Raw genomic sequence first — 21,758 nt, 5'->3', positions numbered from 1 at the left:
TTAGGCAACAGCCACCTGTTTAAGTATTTCATCTATTACCGCATCAGCAGTAATACCGTCAGCTAAAGCGTCGTAACTGAGTACTAAGCGATGGCGTAGAACAGAATGAGCCACAGATCGAACATCGTCAGGGTCAACGAAGTCTTTTCCGTTTAGCCAGGCTTGCGCGCGGGCACATTTATCAATGGCGATACTCGCTCTTGGACTTGAGCCAACAGTTAACCATTGCTGCAACGGAGAGTCAGGATATCGTTCGGGTTTTCTCGTTGCCATAACGATGGCTACAATGTAATCGATGATGGCTTGACTGGCATGGATGGTATGGATTTCATCTCGGGCAGTGAAAATATGTTCAGGACTAATATTCTCAACAGTTTGTACGCTCTTTTCTTCGCTGCGTACTAATTTTATGATCTCACCTTCAGCAGCATCATCGGGGTAATCAAGATTGATTTTCATGATGAATCGATCCATTTGCGCTTCTGGTAACGGGTAAGTACCTTCTTGCTCAATTGGGTTCTGGGTTGCTAATACCATAAAAAGTTCAGGTAATTTGTAGGTTTTACCGGCAACGGTGATTTGTCTTTCTTCCATCGCTTCTAATAGTGCGGCTTGTACTTTAGCAGGCGATCTATTGATTTCATCGGCAAGTAACAGATTATTAAAAATAGGACCTTGTTGAAAAGTTAGTACGGGTTTGCCGTTAACTTCTTGGTAAACTTCTGTGCCAGTGACATCAGAGGGTAATAAATCGGGCGTGAATTGTACTCGACCAAGATCTACGGCAAGAGAGCGTGCTAAGGTTTTAATTGAACGGGTTTTTGCTGTGCCGGGCAAACCTTCTAATAAAATATTACCATTAGTTAACAGGGCAATAAGTAGCGAGTCTACAACATGTGACTGACCAATAACTGATTGCTCAATTTGTGTTTTTAATAATTGTAACTGCGCTAGCGCATTAGACTTATTACTCTCTTGGTCATTCATTTTGCTACTCATAAAACAATCCTTTTTTATTCCACTTTAATTAGCTCATTTCCTAACAGTTAGCTAACAAGTAGCTAATTGTTTTACATAACGGAAACCTTATTGATTTAACTGTTGCCTAAGCGTTTGCATCACATTACTGGGCACTAACGGGGCAAGTTGTGCTAAACATTGTTTTGCTAAACCGCTTTTATGGCGGACTTGCATGTCACATAGCGCATATAAATGTTGCGGGTTATTACTCAGTTGAAATGCTTGATACAAAGCGCCATAAGCGGCACTAGGTTTCTGCTGCTCTAAACTTAAGCCATAAACATAAAAATAATGACTATTTTGGGGGGCAAGTTGTGTAGCAATGGCTAATGCTTGTGCTGCTTTTACTTTATCTTGAACCCTAATATACGCGAGTCCTAAATTATAGGGCAGGCTGGCATCATCAGGGTTTGCGGATTTTCCTTGCTGCAATATTTCAATACTTTTTTGGTTTTCGCCTCGTTGATAATAAACTTGGCTCAAATTAAGGTAAGTTCGTGCAAAATGTTTCTCTATTGCGATGCCTTGTTTGAAAGCTTTAATGGCTTGATCGTATTGTCCTTGATAGGCGGCAATAATTCCTCGATTAGAATGAGAAAAACTACGATCATTATTAAAATGCTGACTTTCGATATATTCATTCAGGGCGGGTGTTAATTGTTCTTTTTGTGGTACGGATAAGTTTTGCCACAAACTGGTTAAGGTAAAAGCAGCATTGATTCTTACCGATAACACTTTGTCGTTTAATAAAGGTGATAATATGCGCCACTTTTCAGCAGCAGCCATATTTTGAGCCCCTTCGATTGCACCTAATCGTATATTTTCATCAGGGTTTTTAACGGCTCTAGCAATAGCGATAATAGTATTGGTATTAGATACGCTAGCCATTTTAGTTAATGCAGAGGCGCGGATAATGCCAGCATAACTGATAGTCTGAGCAATGCGAGATAACTCTGAGGAAACGCCTTGAAGTTGTTGCTCATTTAACGCTAAGTTAATAGCAGAGAAAACCGCGACAAAGTCTTTTTCAGTTTCAACCGTTGATTTAGGATACCAAGCATTAACCTTGCTAGCACTCCATTGGCTATCTTTATTCTCATGACAACTTAAACAGGTATCAGGTGTGCCTAATTTCTGGGCTAAATTAGGCGTTGGTATATGAAAGCCATGATCACGTCTGGCATCAATTTCCATATATGTCGTCTCAGGCATATGACAATTAACACATTGTGCGCCAGTAGAGCTTTCAGGATGTTTATGATGCTGTGTTGATGCGTAGTTATCACTTTGATGACACTGCAAGCAAAGTGTTTCGATTGGAAGTTTTAATTGTGCAGTGTGCGGGTTATGACAGTCGCTACATACCACGCCATTTTTGTACATTTTTGACTGTAAAAAAGAACCATAAACAAAATCTTCGTTGTAGACTTGTCCGTCAGGGTGATAATTGGTGCTTGAAACTAAATCAAGTAAATAACGCTCACCAAAGGCATTACTTTTTACATGGTCGTTAGTACTTACTTGAGTTCGTCTGCTATGGCATTGCGCGCACACTAATACTTGTTGGCTATGTTCAATACTTTTTGGTGTTAAGGTTTTTTTATTGCCTTTTGCTTGCCAGTTTTGTACTGATTTTGATAAAACACGGCTAAAGCCTTTGCCATCTAATGGCATGTTATTTATTGTGTTTTCAGATTTATCTTTAGATTGCTTAGCCCAAGTTAAATGTTCACTGGCGGCCCCATGGCAGCTCTCACAAGCGACATTAATTTCACTAAAAGTAGTATTGTAGGAATCTGTTTTGATATCAAAGTTCTTATCTACATTGGTTGAATGGCAGTCAGCACACATGTAGTTCCAGTTTTGACCAGTATTGGTCCAAAAGAATTCTTGATGTTTTTCAGTCATATCGGGGTAAAGGTTGAACCATCGTTGTCCCCCTTCTTCTTTGACTCGAGAGTCCCAAGCGAAAGGTATCAGCTGAACTCGGCCATCATCGAACTCAACCATATATTGTTGTAGTGGCTCATAACCAAAAGTATATTTAATTTGATAGTCATGAAACTTACCATCTTCACCTTTGATATTGACCCAGAACTGAGGGCCTTTTTTAAAAAAGGTATTCAGCTTGTCAGACTTTTTATCTTGGGTAGCCAATGTGGCGTTATTAAAGTCACCTAAAACACTTTTGCTATCGGCATGTTTCATTGACATATCATGATGTGACCCTTGCCAGTCTTGATAGGCTTTTTCATGACAACCAATACAGGCTTTTGAACCAACAAAAGTTTGAGCAAAACTTTGACCTATAAAAGTATTAAGTACTAAAAAAAGCAGTCCAAAATAGGCGTTTGTTGGTGATTTTATCATGTGGAAATAATGCTCCAGGAAATTATTTAACATTTAATTTTTGCTCATGACTAATCTGAATCCGATGTCTGCCATACGTACATTATTAGTAGCGCCATCACGCATGAATACTAAGTTTTCTGTTGCGGAAAACTCATAACCGCCACCGCGAATAACTTTCATTGCTTTTTGTTTAAGGTTTTCTTTATCACCCATAAAAGGGTTATGACTCTCTGTGAAGGTATAAGCTTGTCGGCTCATGTCATCAAGACAAAATTCCCATAAATTCCCCGTCATATCGTATAAACCAAGTTCGTTAGGCTTTTTGAGGCCAACAGGGTGGCTTTTATTTTTTGCGTTATCAGCAAACCAAGCAACGTCGTTAATATTGTTTGAACCACTGTATCGATAGTTTTGAGACTTATTGCCACCTTTTGCAGCATATGCCCACTGAGCTTCGGTAGGTAAACTAAATTCTTTACCAGTAGCACTATTTAATCGCTCAATAAATAAAAGCATATTAAACCAACTTATGTTATTTACCGGACACTTATCACAGGCGAAGAAACTATTGTTCCACCCCATAATTTGCTCGAACAGGTCTTGAGTTAATTCATATTTCCCAATGTAAAAAGCATCAAGACTGACTTGCCTGACAGGTTTTTCACGGTTTCTCGCTAAAGGTGAGTCAGAGCCCATCGCAAAGCTACCTGCTTCAACTAGTACCATGTTTTTCATTAACTCATCGAGCATTGGTTTAGGTAACGAAAATACCCGTTGTTTTTTATTTTTATTTTCAACTTTATCAGCAGATGATTCTATTAACGCTTCTACGGATTTTACATGACCTACTAGGCTTACAAATAATAAGCTAGTAATGATGGAGAACTGTAAAATAGCGCGTAGTGAAGGCGATGAAAATATATAAAATTTGTTCATAACAACAGTCGATTCTTACTAAAGTAAAGTGGATATAAGTTGATGGAAATTAAATATTCTAATGAAAAAATTCTTACTTTATAACAGTCAACGAACAGCTATAAAGTAAGAAAGTTAAAGCCATCAAAACAGTTGATGGCTTTGCTTTCTGCAACATTAATATTATTAAGTGGTTATAAAATCACTTAGTTATTAATGAAGTTTATGGCACGAAGCTTCCTGGTTTTTGACGCTGAGGAAACTCTTTAAACGTTGCTTTAAATTGAGCAACTTTCATCATAGCAGGGGCCATTAAAAACATGTGTTCAGCCCACCATTGACCATAACCTTCAGACTCATGATCCATACGTTCATAAGGGTCCATTCTTAAGTTGAATATTTTAGGTGCACGTAATGTTGTCCATGGGTTTTGCCATACTTCTAAACCATGTGCTCGTTGTTCTTTAAAAACGAATTTATAATCTTCGTATCGTAATCCAACAATGTCACCCGTATCTGAAGAATAGATAAACTCTTTACGAGGACCTTCTTTGGTTGTATCTAAGAAGTGCGGTAAAAAGTTATAGCCATCAAGATGCACTTTGAATTTAGTGCCACCAACGTTCGTGCCTTTCTTAAGTTTACTTTTGATGTTTGTATCACCAGCAACAGCTAATATAGTTGGCATCCAATCGATTAATGAAATCATTTCATTAGAGACTTGGTTAGGCTTAATTTTACCCGCCCATTTAACCATCATAGGAACACGGTAGCCGCCTTCCCAGTTGGTGTTTTTCTCACCTCTAAATGGCGTGTAACCACCGTCAGGCCATAAGGCTAATTCAGCGCCATTATCTGTGGTGTACATAATAATAGTGTTTTCAGCTATACCTAGTTTATCAATTTTATCCAGTAATTGACCTACATGACCGTCATGTTCAACCATGCCGTCAGCATATAAACCTTGGCCAGTAACGCCATCAGACTCAGGCTTTAAGCGTGTCCAAACATGCATACGGGTAGAGTTGAACCAGACAAAAAATGGTTTTTTAGCGGCGTGAGCTTTATCGATAAACTTAAGTGCGGCGCCTAAAAACTCTTCATCGATAGTTTCCATACGTTTTTTAGTCACAGGGCCGGTATCGGTAATTTTACCATCGGCAAAGGAATGGATAGCACCACGAGGACCGAAACGCTTTTTAAAGGCTGGGTCTTTAGGGTAATCAGGATGCTCTGGTTCATCTTCTGCATTTAAGTGATAAAGGTTACCAAAAAACTCATCAAAACCATGGTTAGTCGGTAAATGCTCATCTTGGTCACCTAAATGGTTCTTACCAAATTGGCCAGTCATGTAACCATGGGGCTTAAGCAATTCGGCAATGGTAGGATCTTTTTTGTTAAGCCCTTCTTTTGCACCAGGTAAACCTACTTTAGTTAAACCTGTACGCATAGGGTGTTGTCCGGTAATAAAACCAGCGCGACCCGCTGTACAACTTTGATCACCATAGGAATCAGTAAAAATAATGCCTTCATTAGCAATACGGTCAATATTAGGGGTTTTATAACCCATAATGCCGCGGTTATATGCACTGATGTTAAATGGGCCGATATCATCGCCCCAGATGGCGAGAATATTAGGTTTCGCGGTATCGGTTGTTGCCATTGCTGCACTAGAAGCAGCAATTAAACTTAAACCTAAAACCAGTTTCTTTAACTTATTTTGAGTTACCATTTCTTTTCCTTTTCACAATGGATAAGTATATTGTTCAACGGTTAATGAGCAATATGCGAATTAGTATCATTTCTAATATTACACAAATTTTTTGATAAATCTATTGTTAATGAGAGGTCAATTTGTAGCCGTAGTAGTTGTTTTTACTATTGTTTATTACATTTTTTATAAAATTAAACAGTAATGTAAAGTAAACTTAAAAGCCCAATAAACATTGGGCTTTTAAGTATAGGTAAATAGCGTATTATTTACCTTCAGATTTTTTCAAAAAAGTATCATATACCGCTTCAACTGACCAAGAGCCAGTAGGTTGGCTAGGTGGATAGTCTTTAAAGGTTGATAAAAACTTAGCTGTTTCTGATAAACCTAAATAGATATACGGCGCTTTATCAATCATCCAATCGTAGTAAGAATTAGAGTTTTCTTCAGCTTTACTCCACGGGTCACGACGTAAGTTTAAGATTTTAGGCATTCTTAGCATAGTGAAAGGTTCTGTCCAAAGGGCCAAGGTTTTACCACGATTTTCTGCATAAACCATTTTCCAATCACCAATACGAATGGCAACAGGGAAACCTTCATCATTTAAATAATGATAAATGTTGCGTGGGCTTTTCTCTGTTTTACCCGTAAGGTGGGGTAGCATATTATAGCCATCAAGATGAATTTTTGATTGCTTATTACCAAAGCGACGTTTGCCTTTAAGCATGTCTTCTTTGAGTTTAGTATCACCTGCAGCGGCAGCTAAAGTTGGCATCCAATCTAAATGAGCCATCATTTCGTTTGAAACTTCACCGGCTTTAATTTTACCAGGCCAGCGCACCATCATTGGAACACGATAAGCACCTTCTTTTTCACTGTTTTTTTCACCATCAAACGGTGTTATACCGGCATCTGGCCAAGTATTGTAGTGCACGCCATTATCGGTAGAGTACATGACAATTGTACTGTCAGTAACTTTTAACTTATCAAGTTGATCTAACATCATGCCAACATGATTATCGTGAGCGACCATCACATCGTTATAGAACCCTTGACCTGAAAGACCCACATGTTTTGGATTGATGTGTGTTCTAAAGTGCATGCCTGCAGTATTAACCCAAACAAAGAAAGGTTTTTTAGCTTTCACTGCTTTATCAACGAATTTCATGGCTGCAGCGACAAATTCATCATCAGCTGTTTCCATGCGTTTTTTAGTTAAAGGGCCGGTATCTTCAATTTTACCATCGGCATAAGAGTGAATAACACCGCGTGGTCCAAATTTTTTCTTAAAAGCAGGATCTTTAGGGTAATCAGGGTCTTCTGGCTCTTCCTCTGCATTTAAATGGTAAAGGTTACCAAAAAATTCATCAAAACCATGATTAGAGGGTAAATGTTCATCTTTATCACCTAAGTGGTTTTTACCAAATTGACCTGTGGTATAGCCCTTAGCTTTTAACATTTCTGCAATAGTAATATCTCTATCTTGAATGCCTTCTTTAGCGCCAGGTAAGCCAACTTTTGTCATGCCGGTACGTAAACCTGATTGTCCAGTGATAAACGTTGAACGACCAGCGGTACAGCTTTGATCTGCATAATAATCGGTGAACATCATACCTTCTTTAGCTATGCGATCGATGTTAGGTGTTTTAAAACCCATTATACCGTGGCTGTAGGCACTGATATTTGTACGTCCTATATCATCGCCCCAGAAAAATAAAATATTTGGCTTTTCCGCTGCTGTTGCGGATGCAGTCGCTATCAAGCTTGCACCCATCATCAACATTTTTAGTTTATTTTTAATCATTTTTTCTTCCTTCCTTATGCTCACCAAAGAAACAGGTTACTTTTGATCTGCAAAAATAACAATGTCCGTATAAATTACCAAAAATACGTTATTAATATGATGTTATTTAATAATAAATGCAATAATTTAACAGTAACTTATACGTAGTATTTAGTTATTTAGTTCACTTGATTTAATAATAGGTGTAATGTGAATATTTGTTGTTTTTTGATTAATTATCACAAAAGTTAATGAAAATAAAAAAGCCCAATAATTATTGGGCTTTAGCCATTACTGACAGAACGTTAAGAAATCAGCAATTATCGGTTAGGACTTAGTTGTTGTATTTTTTTTAGTGCAGCCTGTGTTCTAATGCTTTTATAACCAATATTACTCGCACTTAAACTACTACCTTCTTGGAAAGGATATTTGTCAATAGTTGACATGAACTGTGCAACTTGTTGTTGTGCCGGGACAAATAACCACATGTTATCCGCATACCAACGTAAGTACATTCCTGACTCTTTTGCAGCCGTTTCAAAGGGATCTGCATGTAAGTTGGTAATGGTAGGCCATGCAGGGACTTTACGGTATGCAGTGCTAATTCCGCCTTCTTCTTCTGCAAAGGCAATTTTCCATTCATTCCAACGTACAGCATTCAAATCACCGGCAGCATTGAAATATAATTTACTCGTGCGCGGAGATGCTTTTTCTTGGCCTTTAAAGAAAGGTAAGAAGTTATGACCATCAGGATGAATTTTCCATTTTTTACCGTTAGCTTTGTAACCTTTTTTAAGCTTGTTAACTATGTTTGGCTCACCCGCTGCCGCTAATAGTGTTGGCATCCAATCTTCATGTGACATCATGTTATTAAATTTACTGCCTGCCTTGATTGTACCAGGCCAGCGAACGAGTTGAGGAACACGCATACCGCCTTCTGTTGTCGTTCCTTTTTCGCCTCTAAATGGTGATGTACCACCATCAGGCCAAGTAAATTTTTCTGCACCATTGTCGGTTGAATAAATAACAATGGTATTATCTGCAATTTTTAAATCGTCTAATTTATCAAGTAATATACCCACTTGATCATCATGTTCTAACATACCATCAGCCGTTAAACTTACGCCTGACTTACCGCGATACTTTTCTTGCAAACGTGTCCATACATGCATACGAGTTGAGCTATGCCAGATAAAGAAAGGCTTTTTGGCTTTATGCGCTTTATCAATAAACTTCAAGGTACCCGCTAAAAACTCTCCATCAGCTGTTTCCATGCGTTTACGCGTCATAGAACCTGTATTTTCTATTTTTCCATCAGCGAATGAATGGATAACACCGCGAGGACCATATTTTTTATGAAATTCTTTATCTTTAGGATAATAATAAGTTTCAGGCTCTTCTTCGGCATTCAAATGATATAAATTACCAAAAAACTCATCAAAACCATGATTAGTCGGTAAGTGTTTATCTTGATCACCTAAATGGTTTTTACCAAATTGCGCAGTCATGTAACCTTTTTCTTTTAGAAGATCAGCAATGGTAGGTGTCCAATCGGGAATACCGTGTGTTGAACCTGGCATACCAATAGTTAATAAACCGGTTCTGAAGGGTTCTTGACCTAAAATGAAAGAAGCACGGCCAGCAGTACAACTTTGTTGTGCATAATGATGGGTAAACAAAGCGCCTTCATCAGCAATACGGTCGATATTTGGTGTTTGATAACCCATCATGCCTTGGTTATAAGCACTGATATTGTAATAACCAATATCATCACCCCAAATAGCTAGTACATTAGGCTTAGCTTTGTTGGTTGTTGCTGCTGCACTGGTGGCGATGGCAAGTACACCTATGCCTAGTGCTAACTTCTTAAGCCGATTATTCATTTCCATAGTATTCCCTTTAGTTACAGTCAAAATTCTAATTATTATGGTGAAAAACTCAGTAACGCATCTTACGTATCCAGTGAAAACGTCGGTTATAGTCTCAAATTTAGCGTCAGCGTAAAAACTTACTTAGGCTAATTATTACTCAGAATGTAGCGTTTATATAATCGACTGAGATTATCTTCAGCTGTGGATTTATCTACGTTGATTGCGTTGTAGCGAGGTTCAAGTAATGCAGTGTCGCTTTGTTATTGCTACATTATATTAACTCGGTTAACATTTAAGTATGCAAATTCCGAAAGGATTTAGTTATAGTTAGTGCGATAAATAAACTAGATGGTTTATAGAAAAAGGACTTTTGATAAGCAATGGATCTTCAAAAAACAATTCACAGCGATAAAAAAATAAGAGGCATGTCGACCTCTGATATTGATGAGCTGGCCCTATTTCAAGAGAATAAGAACCGTCGTTATACCCAGTTATATACTGGGCAATTACAAGGGGATTACCTGGAGATCAATTTAGGGAAATTACAGGTCTTTCGTGAAAATCTTAATGTAGGCGCATTGATAGAGGCGACGCCCGCGAAAAACTTTGTGCCTTTCGCTGCATTGCTTTCAAACAGAAACGATACAACTTTTTGTGGTAAACATATTGAACAAAACGCTATTCTCCAAGCCACCGGTGGTGATTGGGATGTCAACTTTAAAAATCATTTAAATGTGATCGCCGCTGTTTTTGATAGAGATACATTTTCCCATGATATTCACATGCTCACGGGCCAAGAAATTCCAAATGATTGGCTAATTAGTAAAGCCTGCCTGACAGATCCCCTTGCATTAACTCAATATGCGACAGGGGTAAATAATATTATTAATGTAATAAAAGCAAAGCCTGAGGTTATAAAAACCGAAAATTCATTACGTATGATAAATGATACTATTTTAAGACTGGCATATAATGTTCTTAAAGTCACAACACCCTGTACTGAAAAACGAGTAAACCAGTCAAAGCGTTGTGAAGGTGTTCGTCATGTCATGGATTACTTGCACCATTATGGGCAGAACATACCAACAATTCCTGAACTGTGTAAAGTAGCCAAATTAAGTGAACGAAATCTTCAATACGGTTTTAAAGAATACTTAGGGGTAACGCCTATACGTTATTTGAGGTTATTACGATTAAATGGTGTCAGGCGTGATTTATTAGTTAATCGCGGTAAAAAAGATAAAATTGTCGATGTGGCACTTGATTGGGGATTTATAGAATTAGGTCGTTTCGCAAGTGAATACCGTCAACTTTTTCAAGAGTTACCCTCTGCGACACTAAAAAGACTTAAGCTAGAAAATTAAAAGATAAGCTGTTATCTGTTACTCATTAGTAGAGAACGACATACTTTTATTTTGTTCACCATACACACTCTTGCGATTTAATAAGTGCTCGTGAGTCGAAACCTAGTAATGTGAGATATCCTCTTTGTGGTGATTCATTGTAAGTGACTTAAAATATGGAATTTTGTGTGTTACGGAAATTGCATATTATTCAATAGGGTAACATGCTAACTTAGGTTTTCATCTACTCATAATGTTTAGACTAAAATTTTGTAATTGTTAACTGATAGGCGATAAAGGATTATTAAAAATGATAACAGTAAAGACAAAAAATAAAACTCATCTTGGACTTTTATTGTCCACAGCAGCACTTTTAGGCAGTAATGTTGCATTAGCTCAAGCGGATAAACCAAAACTCATTTTACAAATTACCGTTGATCAGCTCCGCGGGGATATGCCAACCGCCTATCTAGATAAAATGGGAAAAGGCGGCTTTAGATATCTGCTCGATGAAGGCATAGTTTATAAAGATGCTCATCACAATCATGCTAATACAGAAACTATCGTTGGTCATGCAACGCTTGCTACCGGAGCACTGCCAGCAGTACATGGCATGATAGGTAATGTCTGGTTTGATGATAAATTACAACGTTTAGTCTATAACGTTGAAGATGCTAATTACCCATTGTTATCAGCAGATGCAGGGGTTAATCAAAAAACAGAAATTGATCCCACACAGCGCACAGCAAAATCGTCAGGTCGTTCCCCAAATAATATTCAAGTTTCTACCTTTAGCGATGAGCTAAAGATTGCCTCAAATGGTAAAGCTAAAGTTTTTGGCGTATCAGTAAAAGACCGAGGGGCTATCTCCATGGCAGGACATATGGGTAAAGCCTTTTGGTTCTCTAAAAAATCAGGAGAATTTGTTACCAGTGAATATTATTATGACAAATATCCTGAGTGGGTAACAAATTGGAATGAAGCAAAACCCACTAAGAAATATCATCAGAAGCCGTGGCAGTTAAGCCAACCTCAAGCTAAATATGTATTTGCAAAACAAGATGATCAAGCATGGGAAACTAAATTCCCCGGTTTTGGCCGAACTTTTCCGCATCAATACGGCGATATGAGTAATGCTTATTTCAATACTTTTCTAACCTTAAGCCCTGCAGGGGACGAGTTGACGTTAGATTTTGCTAAAGCAGTGGTTAATAACGAACAGCTAGGACAGGACGAAGTTACTGACTATTTATCGGTAAGTTTCTCATCAACAGATTATGTTAGTCATATCTTTGGACCTTCAAGTTTAGAAGCTGAAGATAATATGCTGAGATTAGACCGCACGTTAGCCAATTTACTCACCTTTATTGATAAAAAAGTGGGTTTAGAAAATACCCTTATCGTATTATCTGCCGATCATGGCGCTGCTGAAGTACCGGCATATTTATCGTCATTAGGCATGAAAACTGATGTGGTTGCTCCTAAAGAATGGGATAAAGCACCAAGTATGAAAGCCCTTAAGAAACAGTTTGGCTTTGATACTGCGTTAATTAAAAGCTACTTTCATCCTTACATATACCTTGACCGAGATTTAATTGCTGAACGTAAGCTGTCGTTAAAGCAAGTTCAAAAAGCTGTTGCTATGGAAGTTTCAAAATTTGATGGTGTTGCGCTTGCTGTAACGAGCAGCGATATTGAAACTGGTAATACTCCCCAAGATTATCTGCACACTTTAGTAGTTAATAACCACAGTAAAAACCGTTCTGGCGATGTTTATGTTGTACTTGAAGCCCATCGTTTTGTTGCCGATATGGAAGGCTTAACTGTTGCGGCGACCCATGGCTCTCCTTGGGGGTACGATACTTTTGTGCCACTAATTTTTGCAGGGTTTAATATTGATGATGATAAGGTCTATAGACGAGTGAGTACAACCGATATCGCAGTAACGTTATCAGCAGTACTCGGCATTAAAGCACCATCAGGAGCCCAAGGGCAGATTCTTGAAAAAGTACTTGATAAGGATTAGTACCCAATATTATAGTCAGAAATAAGTACCTCAAGTAAGTCTTAATAAAGTATATACCCAATGAATAAGCAGAATAACTTGGCCGTTATTCTGCTTATTTTTATTATAAAAAATAATTTACTTATTATAATTACGAGGTCGTATTGAATTTTAAGGAAAATTAACGCTTTAAAGTAAACTAATTATCTTAATGATTAGGCTAAATTCACTTTCTAATTTAAAATTAAGTTTTTACCGCTAAAGAAATGCCATGCGCCGCTCTAGTTATCCCGACCAAGAAGTCAGTTCCATCAACTGGCAAGCATTCAAACTTATTTTACCTTACCTATTCGAATATAAAAAACGTATTGCGTTTGCTATGTCATGTTTAGTTTTTACTAAAATAGCCAGTGTTTACCTACCTTTCATATTAAAAGATATCGTTGATACATTAGACGCTAATAGTACAGGTACTGATTCCGCTTTAATTATTGTTCCTTTAGGTTTAGTGGCCGCTTATGGTTTAGTGCGGTTATCCATCGTAGTTTTTGCTGAAATCAGAGATACGCTATTTGGCCGAGTTACTGAAAGAGCTATAAGGCGCATTGGTTTAAAAGTTTTTCGTCATTTGCATTCCCTTGATTTAGATTTTCACCTGAATAGACAAACGGGAGGATTATCTCGTGATATAGACCGAGGCACTTCGGGCATCAATTTTTTAATGCGCTTTATGGTCTTTAACATTGTACCCACCTTGCTTGAAATAGTGATGGTGGTGACTATTTTATTTGTGAAATACGGCATATGGTATGCGGTTATAACGCTTTCCTCAATTATTGCCTATATTGCTTATTCAGTTTTTGCCACTGAGTTACGAACTCGCTATGTCCGTGCAGCCAACATAGCAGACTCATCAAGTAATACTCGTGCTATTGATAGTTTACTAAATTACGAAACGGTGAAGTATTTCACCAATGAAGAATTTGAAGCGCAAGCTTATGATCAACAGTTGTCAACGTGGGAACAGGCAAAAATTAAAAACCGTTTATCTTTATTTGCTCTAAACGGTGGCCAAGCACTCATTATAGCCGCAGCTATGACTGCCATGCTGGCGCTTGCAGCTAGTGATGTTGCTGCAGATGTTATGACCCTTGGAGACTTTGTTCTGATAAATGCCTTTATGATGCAGTTATTTATGCCACTTAATTTTTTAGGCTTTGTTTATCGCGAGATAAAGGGCTCGCTGGCAAATATTGAAAACTTATTTGGTTTATTAGCTAAAGCACCTAAGGTACAAGATGTTCCTGACGCTGCAATGTTAAATTTGGCAGAGCAGGGTGATAGTTCGGTTACTGAAGCGAGTATAGTTTTCAATAACATTGCCTTTGCCTATAATGCCAAGCGACCTATCATTAAAGGGATTTCTTTTAAAGTTAATGCAGGTGAAAAAGTTGCTGTTGTTGGTCAAAGTGGCTCAGGTAAGTCAACCTTAGTAAAATTGTTATTTCGTTTTTACGATGTTGACTCTGGCAACATTCAGATTAACGGGCAAGATATCAGTCAAGTGAGTCAACAATCACTACGTAGCCATATTGGTATTGTACCGCAAGATACTGTGCTTTTTAACGACACTTTATTTAATAATGTACAGTACGGTTGTCCAACAGCCAGCGAAGATGAAGTATTAAAAGCCATTGAACTAGCACATTTATCTGAATTTATTAGCAGTTTGCCTGATGGGTTAGAAACAGTAGTGGGAGAGCGAGGATTAAAACTATCAGGTGGTGAAAAACAACGAGTTGCCATTGCCCGTACAATCTTAAAGAATCCACAAGTCTTGGTGTTTGATGAGGCAACCTCCTCACTTGATAGTCATTCAGAACAAGCTATCTTAACCGCAATAAATGAAGTGACTAAAAGTAGAACCAGCCTTGTCATCGCACATCGCCTATCAACCATCATTGATAGTGACAATATTATTGTCATGAATCATGGTGAAATAGTTGAGCAGGGTAATCATCAACAATTACTCGAACTTGAAGGTCAATACAGTAAAATGTGGCAGCTACAGCAATCTTAGCGCTAGCGAGTCATTAAAATGAACTACAACAAATAACAATGTTAGAGTAAGAACGTTATGAATAAAGACGAAGAGCAATTAACAGACCAACAATCATCAGTGGAAGTTGATGCAACCAAACAATGGTTAGATGAAATTATAATAGGATTGAATTTTTGTCCTTTTGCGAAAAAAGAATTTGTTAATAACACTATTTGTTATTTTAAATCGGAAGCTGAGCAAGTTAAACCTGCTTTACAAACAGTGATAGAACAATGCCATTATCTACAAAAACATGAAGAGATTGAGACGACTTTGATCATCTTTGCAGAAGGATTTCGTCGTTTCGACCGCTACCTCGATTTAGTAGATTATGCCAATGACTCGCTGATTGATTCAGGTTTTGAAGGTATATTCCAGTTAGCAACTATGCATCCTGAATACTGTTTTGCGGATGATGATTTTGATGATGCGAGTAACTTTACCAATCGTTCTCCTTATCCAATGCTGCATATTATCCGCGAAGCAAGTATGGCCAGAGTATTAGCTGTGTATAAAGATCCTGAAAAAATACCTGAACAAAATATGGCCTTAGCGGAGCAAAAAGGTAGTAATTATTTTCAAGACGTTTTAAAACGCATACATCAAAATCACCCACAAAAATAGTTTGTATTTCAAAGCTAAACTATAAGCTTTGAAAACAGCTTTGCGGAAAACTATTTAAAGATAACCAATCAATACGCTAAATTACGTTTGGTTAACGCTATTTTTTGGTTGAAACTTATACACTGTTTGTTCGTTATATAACATGTATAGGTTAGCGTATGAAAACTAGTTACCACGGTAAAGAATATCGCTTTAATTGCTTTGAAGATCTTTGGGCGTTTTACCGCGTCATTCTAGTACAGCAATCTATCCAACGTATAACTATCAGTAGCTAATTGCTTACACTGCAGGCATAGCGTATTAGTTGACTAAGGTCGCTTTATTCAAATTCTGAGGTAAAATGAAGCACTTTTCATAAATACTCCTGTTGAAATATGCCCGTTTTAGAACAATTCTTACTTATCGCTATGGTCCACTTTCTAGCTGTGGCAAGCCCAGGTCCTGACTTTGCGCTTATTTTAAAACAAAGTATTCGCTATAACAGACGCATTGCCATTTATACTAGTTTCGGTATTGCCGCGGGCATTATTGTTCATGTTACTTATTCTTTGGTCGGCATAGGCCTTTTAATTGCCAGTGATGAGCGTTTATTTACCGCATTAAAATATATTGCTGCGAGCTATTTTTGTTATATAGCGTGGCACTGTTTTAAGTCTAAAAAACCTGATAGTGAGTCATCAACTTTTGCCAGCGAAGATCCTGATAATAATGCGTTAACGCAGAACGAGATAACAAAAACCGAGACGACAATCGATAACCCATCGGCTAAAAAAGCATTTTTTAGTGGTTTTTTAATCAACGCCTTAAATGTTAAAGCAACATTATTCTTCGTGAGTTTATTCTCCGTAGTAATAGCACCCGAAACACTATTGAGTATCAAAATTGCTTATGGTGCTTATTTAGTTGTAGCTACAGCGGCATGGTTCTGTTTCCTCTCTTATATGTTAACTCAAGAGAGAGTACGTTACGTTTTACAGCGTAAAGGCTATATTTTAGACCGTATTATGGGGTTAATCTTATTGCTATTAGCGATTCAACTTGTGTTAAGTGATCTTAATTAACCGCTATTTATTTTTCAGTTTACCTTTGCTTGTCTCTTCAAATTGCCGTTAAATTGAGCTGTGAGCAATCTGTTATCATTTCCAGTATAATAGGTGACAAATGTAGTATTAATGAATTAAAAAGGGTTAGCTTTGCCAGAAGAAAATATAATTGTGTCCATTGGTGGTAGTGTTGAGCGTGCTGTAAAAGGCGAGTACTCAATTAATGTTAAAGCTATTTTAACCGAAGCGTGGCAGCACACATTACAGTCGAGAATGTCTATCAATATAGGTCTGCTTTTAGTCACTGTGTTCGGTATGATAGTGTCGTTTATTGCGAGTAGTTTTTTTGGTGGTATTGAGCGTGTTATCGAAGACCCTCAGTCGCTGCAACTGATCAATGTCATTGTGACTATTGCTGTATGGCCTTTTATGGCTGGCATAGAAATGATGGGTGTATTCCACGCAGTGAGCAAACCAACAAAAATCAACATGGTACTATCATTCTTACATCGTGGAAGTTGGGTTGCACTTTGTGCGCTATTAACCTCTTTATTGATTAGTCTCGGTTTTCAATTGTTAATTATACCCGGAGTGTTATTAGCCGTACTACTGTCACTAACGATACCTTTAGTGGTAGAAAAGAATCTAACCCCAGTACAAGCTATTGCTTTATCTGTTAAAGCATTACGCTTTAAGATAATGCCACTATTAGCTATTTATTCGGTACTGTTTTTGGCTTTAATTTCGTTAGCTTTTCCTATCGCATTATTGATCGAGTCGAGTTTGGCACCACTTGCCGTTATGGTGTTTTTATTTGGTCTGTCTTATTTAGCACCTTGGTATTACAACATTAAAGGTGTCTTGTATCGTGAAATATTTGGTGTTTATTCCGAGCAGAAGACTACTGATACGGCATTAAGTCATTCCGCCAATAAAGACTCTGATCACAATGGTTCAGATGATACTTTTTCTGCCTAATTTAATCATAAATAAGGAGTTTTTATGAAAATAATGTTATTCGTTCGTTTTATCGCATGTTTTTCGTTAGTCATTGCGGTAGTCGCGCCTTTTACTTTTTTAGTGCCTAAACCTTTAATTACTATCGTAGAGGTCGCTGTTGAACCTGTTACTGATAAGGTTGTTGTTCAAGTTGTTGAAAAAGTAAAAGTAATAGAGAAACCATTACATCAGGTAAATTTACCTGATTTTGCTGCTATTTATGATATTCCAACAAAAAAACGTCAATTCTTTGGTTTTGTTCGTCCAGCAATAGAAGCAAAAAATAATGAATTAGCTGAAGATAGATCGAAACTTGAGCATTGGCATGAGCAGATCTCACTTGGTTTAGGGCTTACTGTAGAAGAACAGACGTCACTGCAAACCCTTATCAAGGCTTATCGTATTAATAAAGAAGCTTCAACTTTACAGCAGATTAATGATTTGTTGATACGTGTTGATATTATCCCTACTTCATTGGTATTGGTTCAGGCTGCTAATGAGTCTGCTTGGGGAACATCACGTTTTGCCCGTATAGGTTTAAACTTCTTCGGTATTTGGTGTTATAGAACGGGCTGTGGCATGGTTCCAGGAGGGCGTAATACTGGAGCCAAACATGAAGTAGCTGCATTTCAAAGTGTTGATGCTGCTGTTTCGGGCTATTTTAATAATATAAATAAGCATAATGCTTATCATGTGTTTAGAACGATTCGTGCTGAATTAAGAGCGCAAGACCAGGCGCTTGATGCTGAAATTTTAGCAACAGGCTTGTTACCTTATTCTGAGCGTGGTGTGCAGTACGTGTTAGATATAACTGACATGTTAAGACATAACCAACGTTACTTTGTTAAGCCTGCTAGTCAGCAACAGACTGCGTCAGCAGATTAATAATTTAAGTTTATTAGCTAAATAATCTTTCAAACGTTTAGTTCAGTTATTTAAAAATTAATAAACAAAAAACGGCCAATGTGATAAACATTGGCCGTTTTTATTTGTGCTGCTTTAGCGAATCAGTTAAAACTTAATCCAACTGCTATTAACTATTTTACTTCAACTACATTGAGCAGCTGATCAGCATTAGGTTGATTTTTCATAGACAAGTCTTGTGGTGCTTCAATCGCTACTTCATCAAAGGCAGTATCACCACCGTTAATAATACCCGAAGTACTGTTAATGCTTTTAAAATCAAACAAGTTACTGTCGCATAAATGTGAAGGAACTACGTTTTGCATTGCAGTAAACATAGATTCAATACGCCCCGGAAATTGATCATGCCAATCGTTTAACATGCGTTTTATATTTTGTCTTTGCATATTGGGCTGAGAGCCACACAAGTTACACGGGATAATAGGGAAATGTTTTAATTCACTGTATTGAATAAGCTCACTTTCTTTACAAAAGGCTAAAGGGCGTATAACCACATGTTCACCATTATCAGAGACAAGCTTTGCTGGCATTGCTTTCATCTTACCGCCATAAAACATGTTCAACATTAGGGTTTCAATCATGTCATCACGATGATGGCCTAGTGCTATCTTAGTGGCACCAATCTTTTTAGCTGCTTTGTATAAAACAGCACGGCGTAATCGAGAGCATAAACTACAAGTCGTTTTACCTTCAGGTACTTTTTCTTTGACAATACCGTAAGTATCTTCTTCAACAATATGATACTCAATACCGAGTTTATCGAGATACTCGGGTAAAATATGCTCAGGAAAACCAGGTTGCTTTTGATCTAAATTAACCGCAATGATGTCGAAATGAATGGGAGCTGATTCTTTTAATAGCATTAAAATGCTTAACATGGCATAGCTGTCCTTACCACCAGACAAGCAAACCATCACTTTATCGCCATCTTCAATCATGTTGTATTGCGCAATGGCTTGACCAACATTACGCCTAAGTTTCTTTTCTAATTTTATAAATTGTGTTTTTTGAGTTGGCGATAGTTTCGTTGTGGGTAAGGTTAGCTGTGCTTCTGTCATGTTTTTTACTTTATTGATGTGAATTAACGGCGGGAATTATAGCAGTTTGATAATACCAATTGCACTAATGAAGTGATCATTTTTCGATGCTCTATATCCAATAATATCGTTTCTTTCAAGCCCAGTAGTCAGCGATTACCCCGCCAAAGATCTTATGTAAGTACATTAATTGACTACTACAGAAATAGCCATAGGAAAGATGCTGCCTTCAATAGAAACCAGTAGCCAGTTTTACTTTAACACTACACACATATTTAGCGCTTATTTTAGCTCAGTATTTTAAAATATCCTTAATATAAGCTTTATTCAATAACCGTTATATATGTTAGAATTTAACAATATTACTATTTAAAATTATTAGGCGTATTTCATGTCTGAACACTCAATTATCGACATTTGTGTTGAACCTATAGAACTTTATAAATTACTCAAAATTTCCAATATAGTTGGCGATGGCGAAGCTAAAACCCTGATCAGCGAAGGTAAAATTTTAGTAAATAAGAAAGTAGAAGTGCAAAAGCGTAAAAAAATTCGCCGTGGCGATGTTATCGATTTTGACGGTAAAACGATTGAAGTTGCTTATACTCCGGATAAAAAAACAGCAGAGTTTATTAGTACCGTTGTTTCAGCGAATAATAAATCAAAAATTAAAAAAAGAGCTAAAAGTAAGGCGCGTGCTATTGCAGCAGTCACTGCCAGTGACTCATCGAAAGAACGCCCGAAAAGAAAGCCTACTTCAGTTTAATTATTTGTTAAAAGTTTAGAGTCATTTAAAATACATAGCAGTTTTTTAATTGGGGTCAACTCAATTCCCGTGAATTTAAAAATAGCATGAGATAGCTTTAGACATAAAAAACCGAAAAGCTTATTTATAAAGGTTTTTCGGTTTTTTTTTGAGGTTATTAACCCCTAATTTGGTGCTGCGACGGGACTCGGTTTCCGCTATGTACACGTTTGTATATGGTTCTTTGTTGTTGTGGGTGCTCGTTGTTACCTCTGGTGTTACATTTGACGAAAGTCATTACTGAACTGACCATAAACTAACTAAGCCTATTCATTAGAAAAAATCATATGAAATCAATGATCATTTTGTGCTCAAAGTGGAAGCTAGAAGTAAGTTAGGTTCCAACTTCCGCTATTGGCTCATGAGTAGTCATTATAGGTTGGATTTACAGAGCTAATTTTTACCTCTTTCTGACCTATTATTAGAGTTAAAAAACAATCTGATAATGGCGAGTTTGTACTTAAAACCTTAAACAAGCTGTTTTACCAACTCTTCAACACCTCTATATGCATTGCTAAGAGACTCCTCATGTCTTGCATCAGCAAATTCTTGGTACTCAGATTTAATCTCGTAAAACTCTTCCACTCCTAAATACTTACTTGCTGTTTCAACATGTGGTGCTAAGTAATTCATCTTTTCTCTAATGCCACCAATTTCAAAGCCAAACTCGCCGCTAGAAGATATAAGAATAAGCTTTTTACCAGACATTATTGGCTCAATAGGAAAGTCACCTCTGGCTAAATCAAAAGTAAATGTTTTATTTATGCGTACCACTTGGTCAAACCAAGCTTTAAGTACAGCTGGCATGCCGTAATTATACATGGGAGAAGAAATGACAATTATGTCAGCTTGATCCACTTCATCAATTAACGTATCAGATAAAGTCAAAAGTGATTTTTGTTCTTCACTTTGTTTTTCATCAGGTGTAAATACAGCAGCAATCCAATCTTGGCTAATAAAATCAGGTGGGTTTAGCCCTAAATCCCTATAGATAACTTTATCTTTACTATTTAAAGTAATCCACTTATCCATAAAATGAGCTGCAAGTGATTTTGAAATCGAATTGTACTCTTTAACATCGTTATCTGTTCTTCTCGCACTTGTATCTATATGTAGTAGTGTAATCATGTTTTCATTAATCTGTTTGAATAATTTGTGGACCTATTTTGGTTGGATTACTTCTTGTTGACAAACGATGAATACTACCTTATAGATGAGTAAAACT

General features: G+C 37.3%; 16 protein-coding genes. 8 read left to right on the top strand and 8 right to left on the bottom strand.

The genetic code is table 11. From position 1 onward, the window contains the following. The 6 genes from CPS_RS13395 to CPS_RS13370 all read right to left on the bottom strand — a co-directional run bounded on the left by CPS_RS13395 (position 1) and on the right by CPS_RS13370 (position 9,670). A complete protein-coding gene (locus CPS_RS13395) occupies positions 1 to 987 on the bottom strand; it encodes an AAA family ATPase (RefSeq protein ID WP_041737786.1) in 987 nt (328 codons plus the stop codon). A 99-nt stretch (positions 988 to 1,086) separates the two neighbouring features. After that, positions 1,087 to 3,390, bottom strand: a complete 2,304-nt coding sequence (locus tag CPS_RS13390; RefSeq protein WP_041737016.1) for an ammonia-forming cytochrome c nitrite reductase subunit c552 — start codon at positions 3,388 to 3,390, stop codon at positions 1,087 to 1,089. Between the two features lie 33 nt (positions 3,391 to 3,423). Next, a complete protein-coding gene (locus CPS_RS13385) occupies positions 3,424 to 4,308 on the bottom strand; it encodes a formylglycine-generating enzyme family protein (protein ID WP_011043775.1) in 885 nt (294 codons plus the stop codon). 202 nt (positions 4,309 to 4,510) lie between these two features. Then, positions 4,511 to 6,019: an arylsulfatase gene (locus CPS_RS13380; RefSeq protein ID WP_011043774.1), complete on the bottom strand. Its 1,509-nt coding sequence runs from the start codon at positions 6,017 to 6,019 to the stop codon at positions 4,511 to 4,513. A gap of 244 nt (positions 6,020 to 6,263) precedes the next feature. Then, positions 6,264 to 7,802, bottom strand: a complete 1,539-nt coding sequence (locus CPS_RS13375; protein ID WP_011043773.1) for an arylsulfatase — start codon at positions 7,800 to 7,802, stop codon at positions 6,264 to 6,266. Between the two features lie 299 nt (positions 7,803 to 8,101). After that, a complete protein-coding gene (locus CPS_RS13370; RefSeq protein WP_011043772.1) occupies positions 8,102 to 9,670 on the bottom strand; it encodes an arylsulfatase in 1,569 nt (522 codons plus the stop codon). A gap of 362 nt (positions 9,671 to 10,032) precedes the next feature. Here CPS_RS13370 and CPS_RS13365 point away from each other — a divergent pair, with 362 nt between their 5' ends. The 7 genes from CPS_RS13365 to CPS_RS13335 all read left to right on the top strand — a co-directional run bounded on the left by CPS_RS13365 (position 10,033) and on the right by CPS_RS13335 (position 18,652). Then, on the top strand, positions 10,033 to 11,016 hold the full coding sequence (locus CPS_RS13365; protein WP_011043771.1) for a helix-turn-helix domain-containing protein: 984 nt from the start codon (positions 10,033 to 10,035) through the stop codon (positions 11,014 to 11,016). 289 nt (positions 11,017 to 11,305) lie between these two features. After that, positions 11,306 to 13,021 (top strand): alkaline phosphatase family protein, encoded by a 1,716-nt coding sequence (locus CPS_RS13360; RefSeq protein WP_011043770.1) that lies wholly within the window; start codon positions 11,306 to 11,308, stop codon positions 13,019 to 13,021. A gap of 250 nt (positions 13,022 to 13,271) precedes the next feature. Further along, complete coding sequence (locus CPS_RS13355; protein ID WP_011043769.1) at positions 13,272 to 15,080, top strand: ABCB family ABC transporter ATP-binding protein/permease; 1,809 nt, start codon at positions 13,272 to 13,274, stop codon at positions 15,078 to 15,080. Positions 15,081 to 15,137: 57 nt separating this feature from the next. Beyond that, positions 15,138 to 15,725, top strand: a complete 588-nt coding sequence (locus tag CPS_RS13350; RefSeq protein WP_011043768.1) for a DUF1415 domain-containing protein — start codon at positions 15,138 to 15,140, stop codon at positions 15,723 to 15,725. Positions 15,726 to 16,099: 374 nt separating this feature from the next. Then, complete coding sequence (locus CPS_RS13345) at positions 16,100 to 16,786, top strand: LysE family translocator (RefSeq protein WP_011043766.1); 687 nt, start codon at positions 16,100 to 16,102, stop codon at positions 16,784 to 16,786. 132 nt (positions 16,787 to 16,918) lie between these two features. Continuing rightward, positions 16,919 to 17,746: a hypothetical protein gene (locus CPS_RS13340; RefSeq protein ID WP_011043765.1), complete on the top strand. Its 828-nt coding sequence runs from the start codon at positions 16,919 to 16,921 to the stop codon at positions 17,744 to 17,746. Between the two features lie 24 nt (positions 17,747 to 17,770). Further along, positions 17,771 to 18,652 carry a glucosaminidase domain-containing protein gene (locus CPS_RS13335; protein ID WP_011043764.1) on the top strand — a complete coding sequence of 294 codons (882 nt, stop codon included), beginning with the start codon at positions 17,771 to 17,773 and terminating at the stop codon, positions 18,650 to 18,652. 152 nt (positions 18,653 to 18,804) lie between these two features. Here CPS_RS13335 and ttcA read toward each other — a convergent pair whose 3' ends face one another. Continuing rightward, complete coding sequence (gene ttcA / locus CPS_RS13330; RefSeq protein ID WP_011043763.1) at positions 18,805 to 19,749, bottom strand: tRNA 2-thiocytidine(32) synthetase TtcA; 945 nt, start codon at positions 19,747 to 19,749, stop codon at positions 18,805 to 18,807. A 370-nt stretch (positions 19,750 to 20,119) separates the two neighbouring features. On the opposite strand from ttcA, the gene CPS_RS13325 reads away from it, so the two are divergent. After that, on the top strand, positions 20,120 to 20,494 hold the full coding sequence (locus CPS_RS13325) for an RNA-binding S4 domain-containing protein (protein WP_011043762.1): 375 nt from the start codon (positions 20,120 to 20,122) through the stop codon (positions 20,492 to 20,494). 507 nt (positions 20,495 to 21,001) lie between these two features. Here the strand turns inward: CPS_RS13325 and CPS_RS13320 are convergent. Further along, positions 21,002 to 21,661 carry an FMN-dependent NADH-azoreductase gene (locus CPS_RS13320; RefSeq protein ID WP_011043761.1) on the bottom strand — a complete coding sequence of 220 codons (660 nt, stop codon included), beginning with the start codon at positions 21,659 to 21,661 and terminating at the stop codon, positions 21,002 to 21,004. Positions 21,662 to 21,758: the final 97 nt, after the last annotated feature.

This window comes from Colwellia psychrerythraea 34H (assembly GCF_000012325.1).
Classification (GTDB): domain Bacteria; phylum Pseudomonadota; class Gammaproteobacteria; order Enterobacterales; family Alteromonadaceae; genus Colwellia; species Colwellia psychrerythraea_A.
The sequence above is the reverse complement of the archived record's forward strand: the minus strand, read 5'-3'. Positions and strand labels throughout refer to the sequence as shown.

Bases quoted from the DNA above. Each gene is read 5' to 3' on its own strand.
- CPS_RS13395 (WP_041737786.1), bottom strand. From the start codon at position 987: ATGAATGACCAAGAGAGTAATAAGTCTAATGCGCTAGCGCAGTTACAA.
- CPS_RS13390 (WP_041737016.1), bottom strand. From the start codon at position 3,390: ATGATAAAATCACCAACAAACGCCTATTTTGGACTGCTTTTTTTAGTA.
- CPS_RS13385 (WP_011043775.1), bottom strand. From the start codon at position 4,308: ATGAACAAATTTTATATATTTTCATCGCCTTCACTACGCGCTATTTTA.
- CPS_RS13380 (WP_011043774.1), bottom strand. From the start codon at position 6,019: ATGGTAACTCAAAATAAGTTAAAGAAACTGGTTTTAGGTTTAAGTTTA.
- CPS_RS13375 (WP_011043773.1), bottom strand. From the start codon at position 7,802: ATGATTAAAAATAAACTAAAAATGTTGATGATGGGTGCAAGCTTGATA.
- CPS_RS13370 (WP_011043772.1), bottom strand. From the start codon at position 9,670: ATGGAAATGAATAATCGGCTTAAGAAGTTAGCACTAGGCATAGGTGTA.
- CPS_RS13365 (WP_011043771.1), top strand. From the start codon at position 10,033: ATGGATCTTCAAAAAACAATTCACAGCGATAAAAAAATAAGAGGCATG.
- CPS_RS13360 (WP_011043770.1), top strand. From the start codon at position 11,306: ATGATAACAGTAAAGACAAAAAATAAAACTCATCTTGGACTTTTATTG.
- CPS_RS13355 (WP_011043769.1), top strand. From the start codon at position 13,272: ATGCGCCGCTCTAGTTATCCCGACCAAGAAGTCAGTTCCATCAACTGG.
- CPS_RS13350 (WP_011043768.1), top strand. From the start codon at position 15,138: ATGAATAAAGACGAAGAGCAATTAACAGACCAACAATCATCAGTGGAA.
- CPS_RS13345 (WP_011043766.1), top strand. From the start codon at position 16,100: ATGCCCGTTTTAGAACAATTCTTACTTATCGCTATGGTCCACTTTCTA.
- CPS_RS13335 (WP_011043764.1), top strand. From the start codon at position 17,771: ATGAAAATAATGTTATTCGTTCGTTTTATCGCATGTTTTTCGTTAGTC.
- ttcA (WP_011043763.1), bottom strand. From the start codon at position 19,749: ATGACAGAAGCACAGCTAACCTTACCCACAACGAAACTATCGCCAACT.
- CPS_RS13325 (WP_011043762.1), top strand. From the start codon at position 20,120: ATGTCTGAACACTCAATTATCGACATTTGTGTTGAACCTATAGAACTT.
- CPS_RS13320 (WP_011043761.1), bottom strand. From the start codon at position 21,661: ATGATTACACTACTACATATAGATACAAGTGCGAGAAGAACAGATAAC.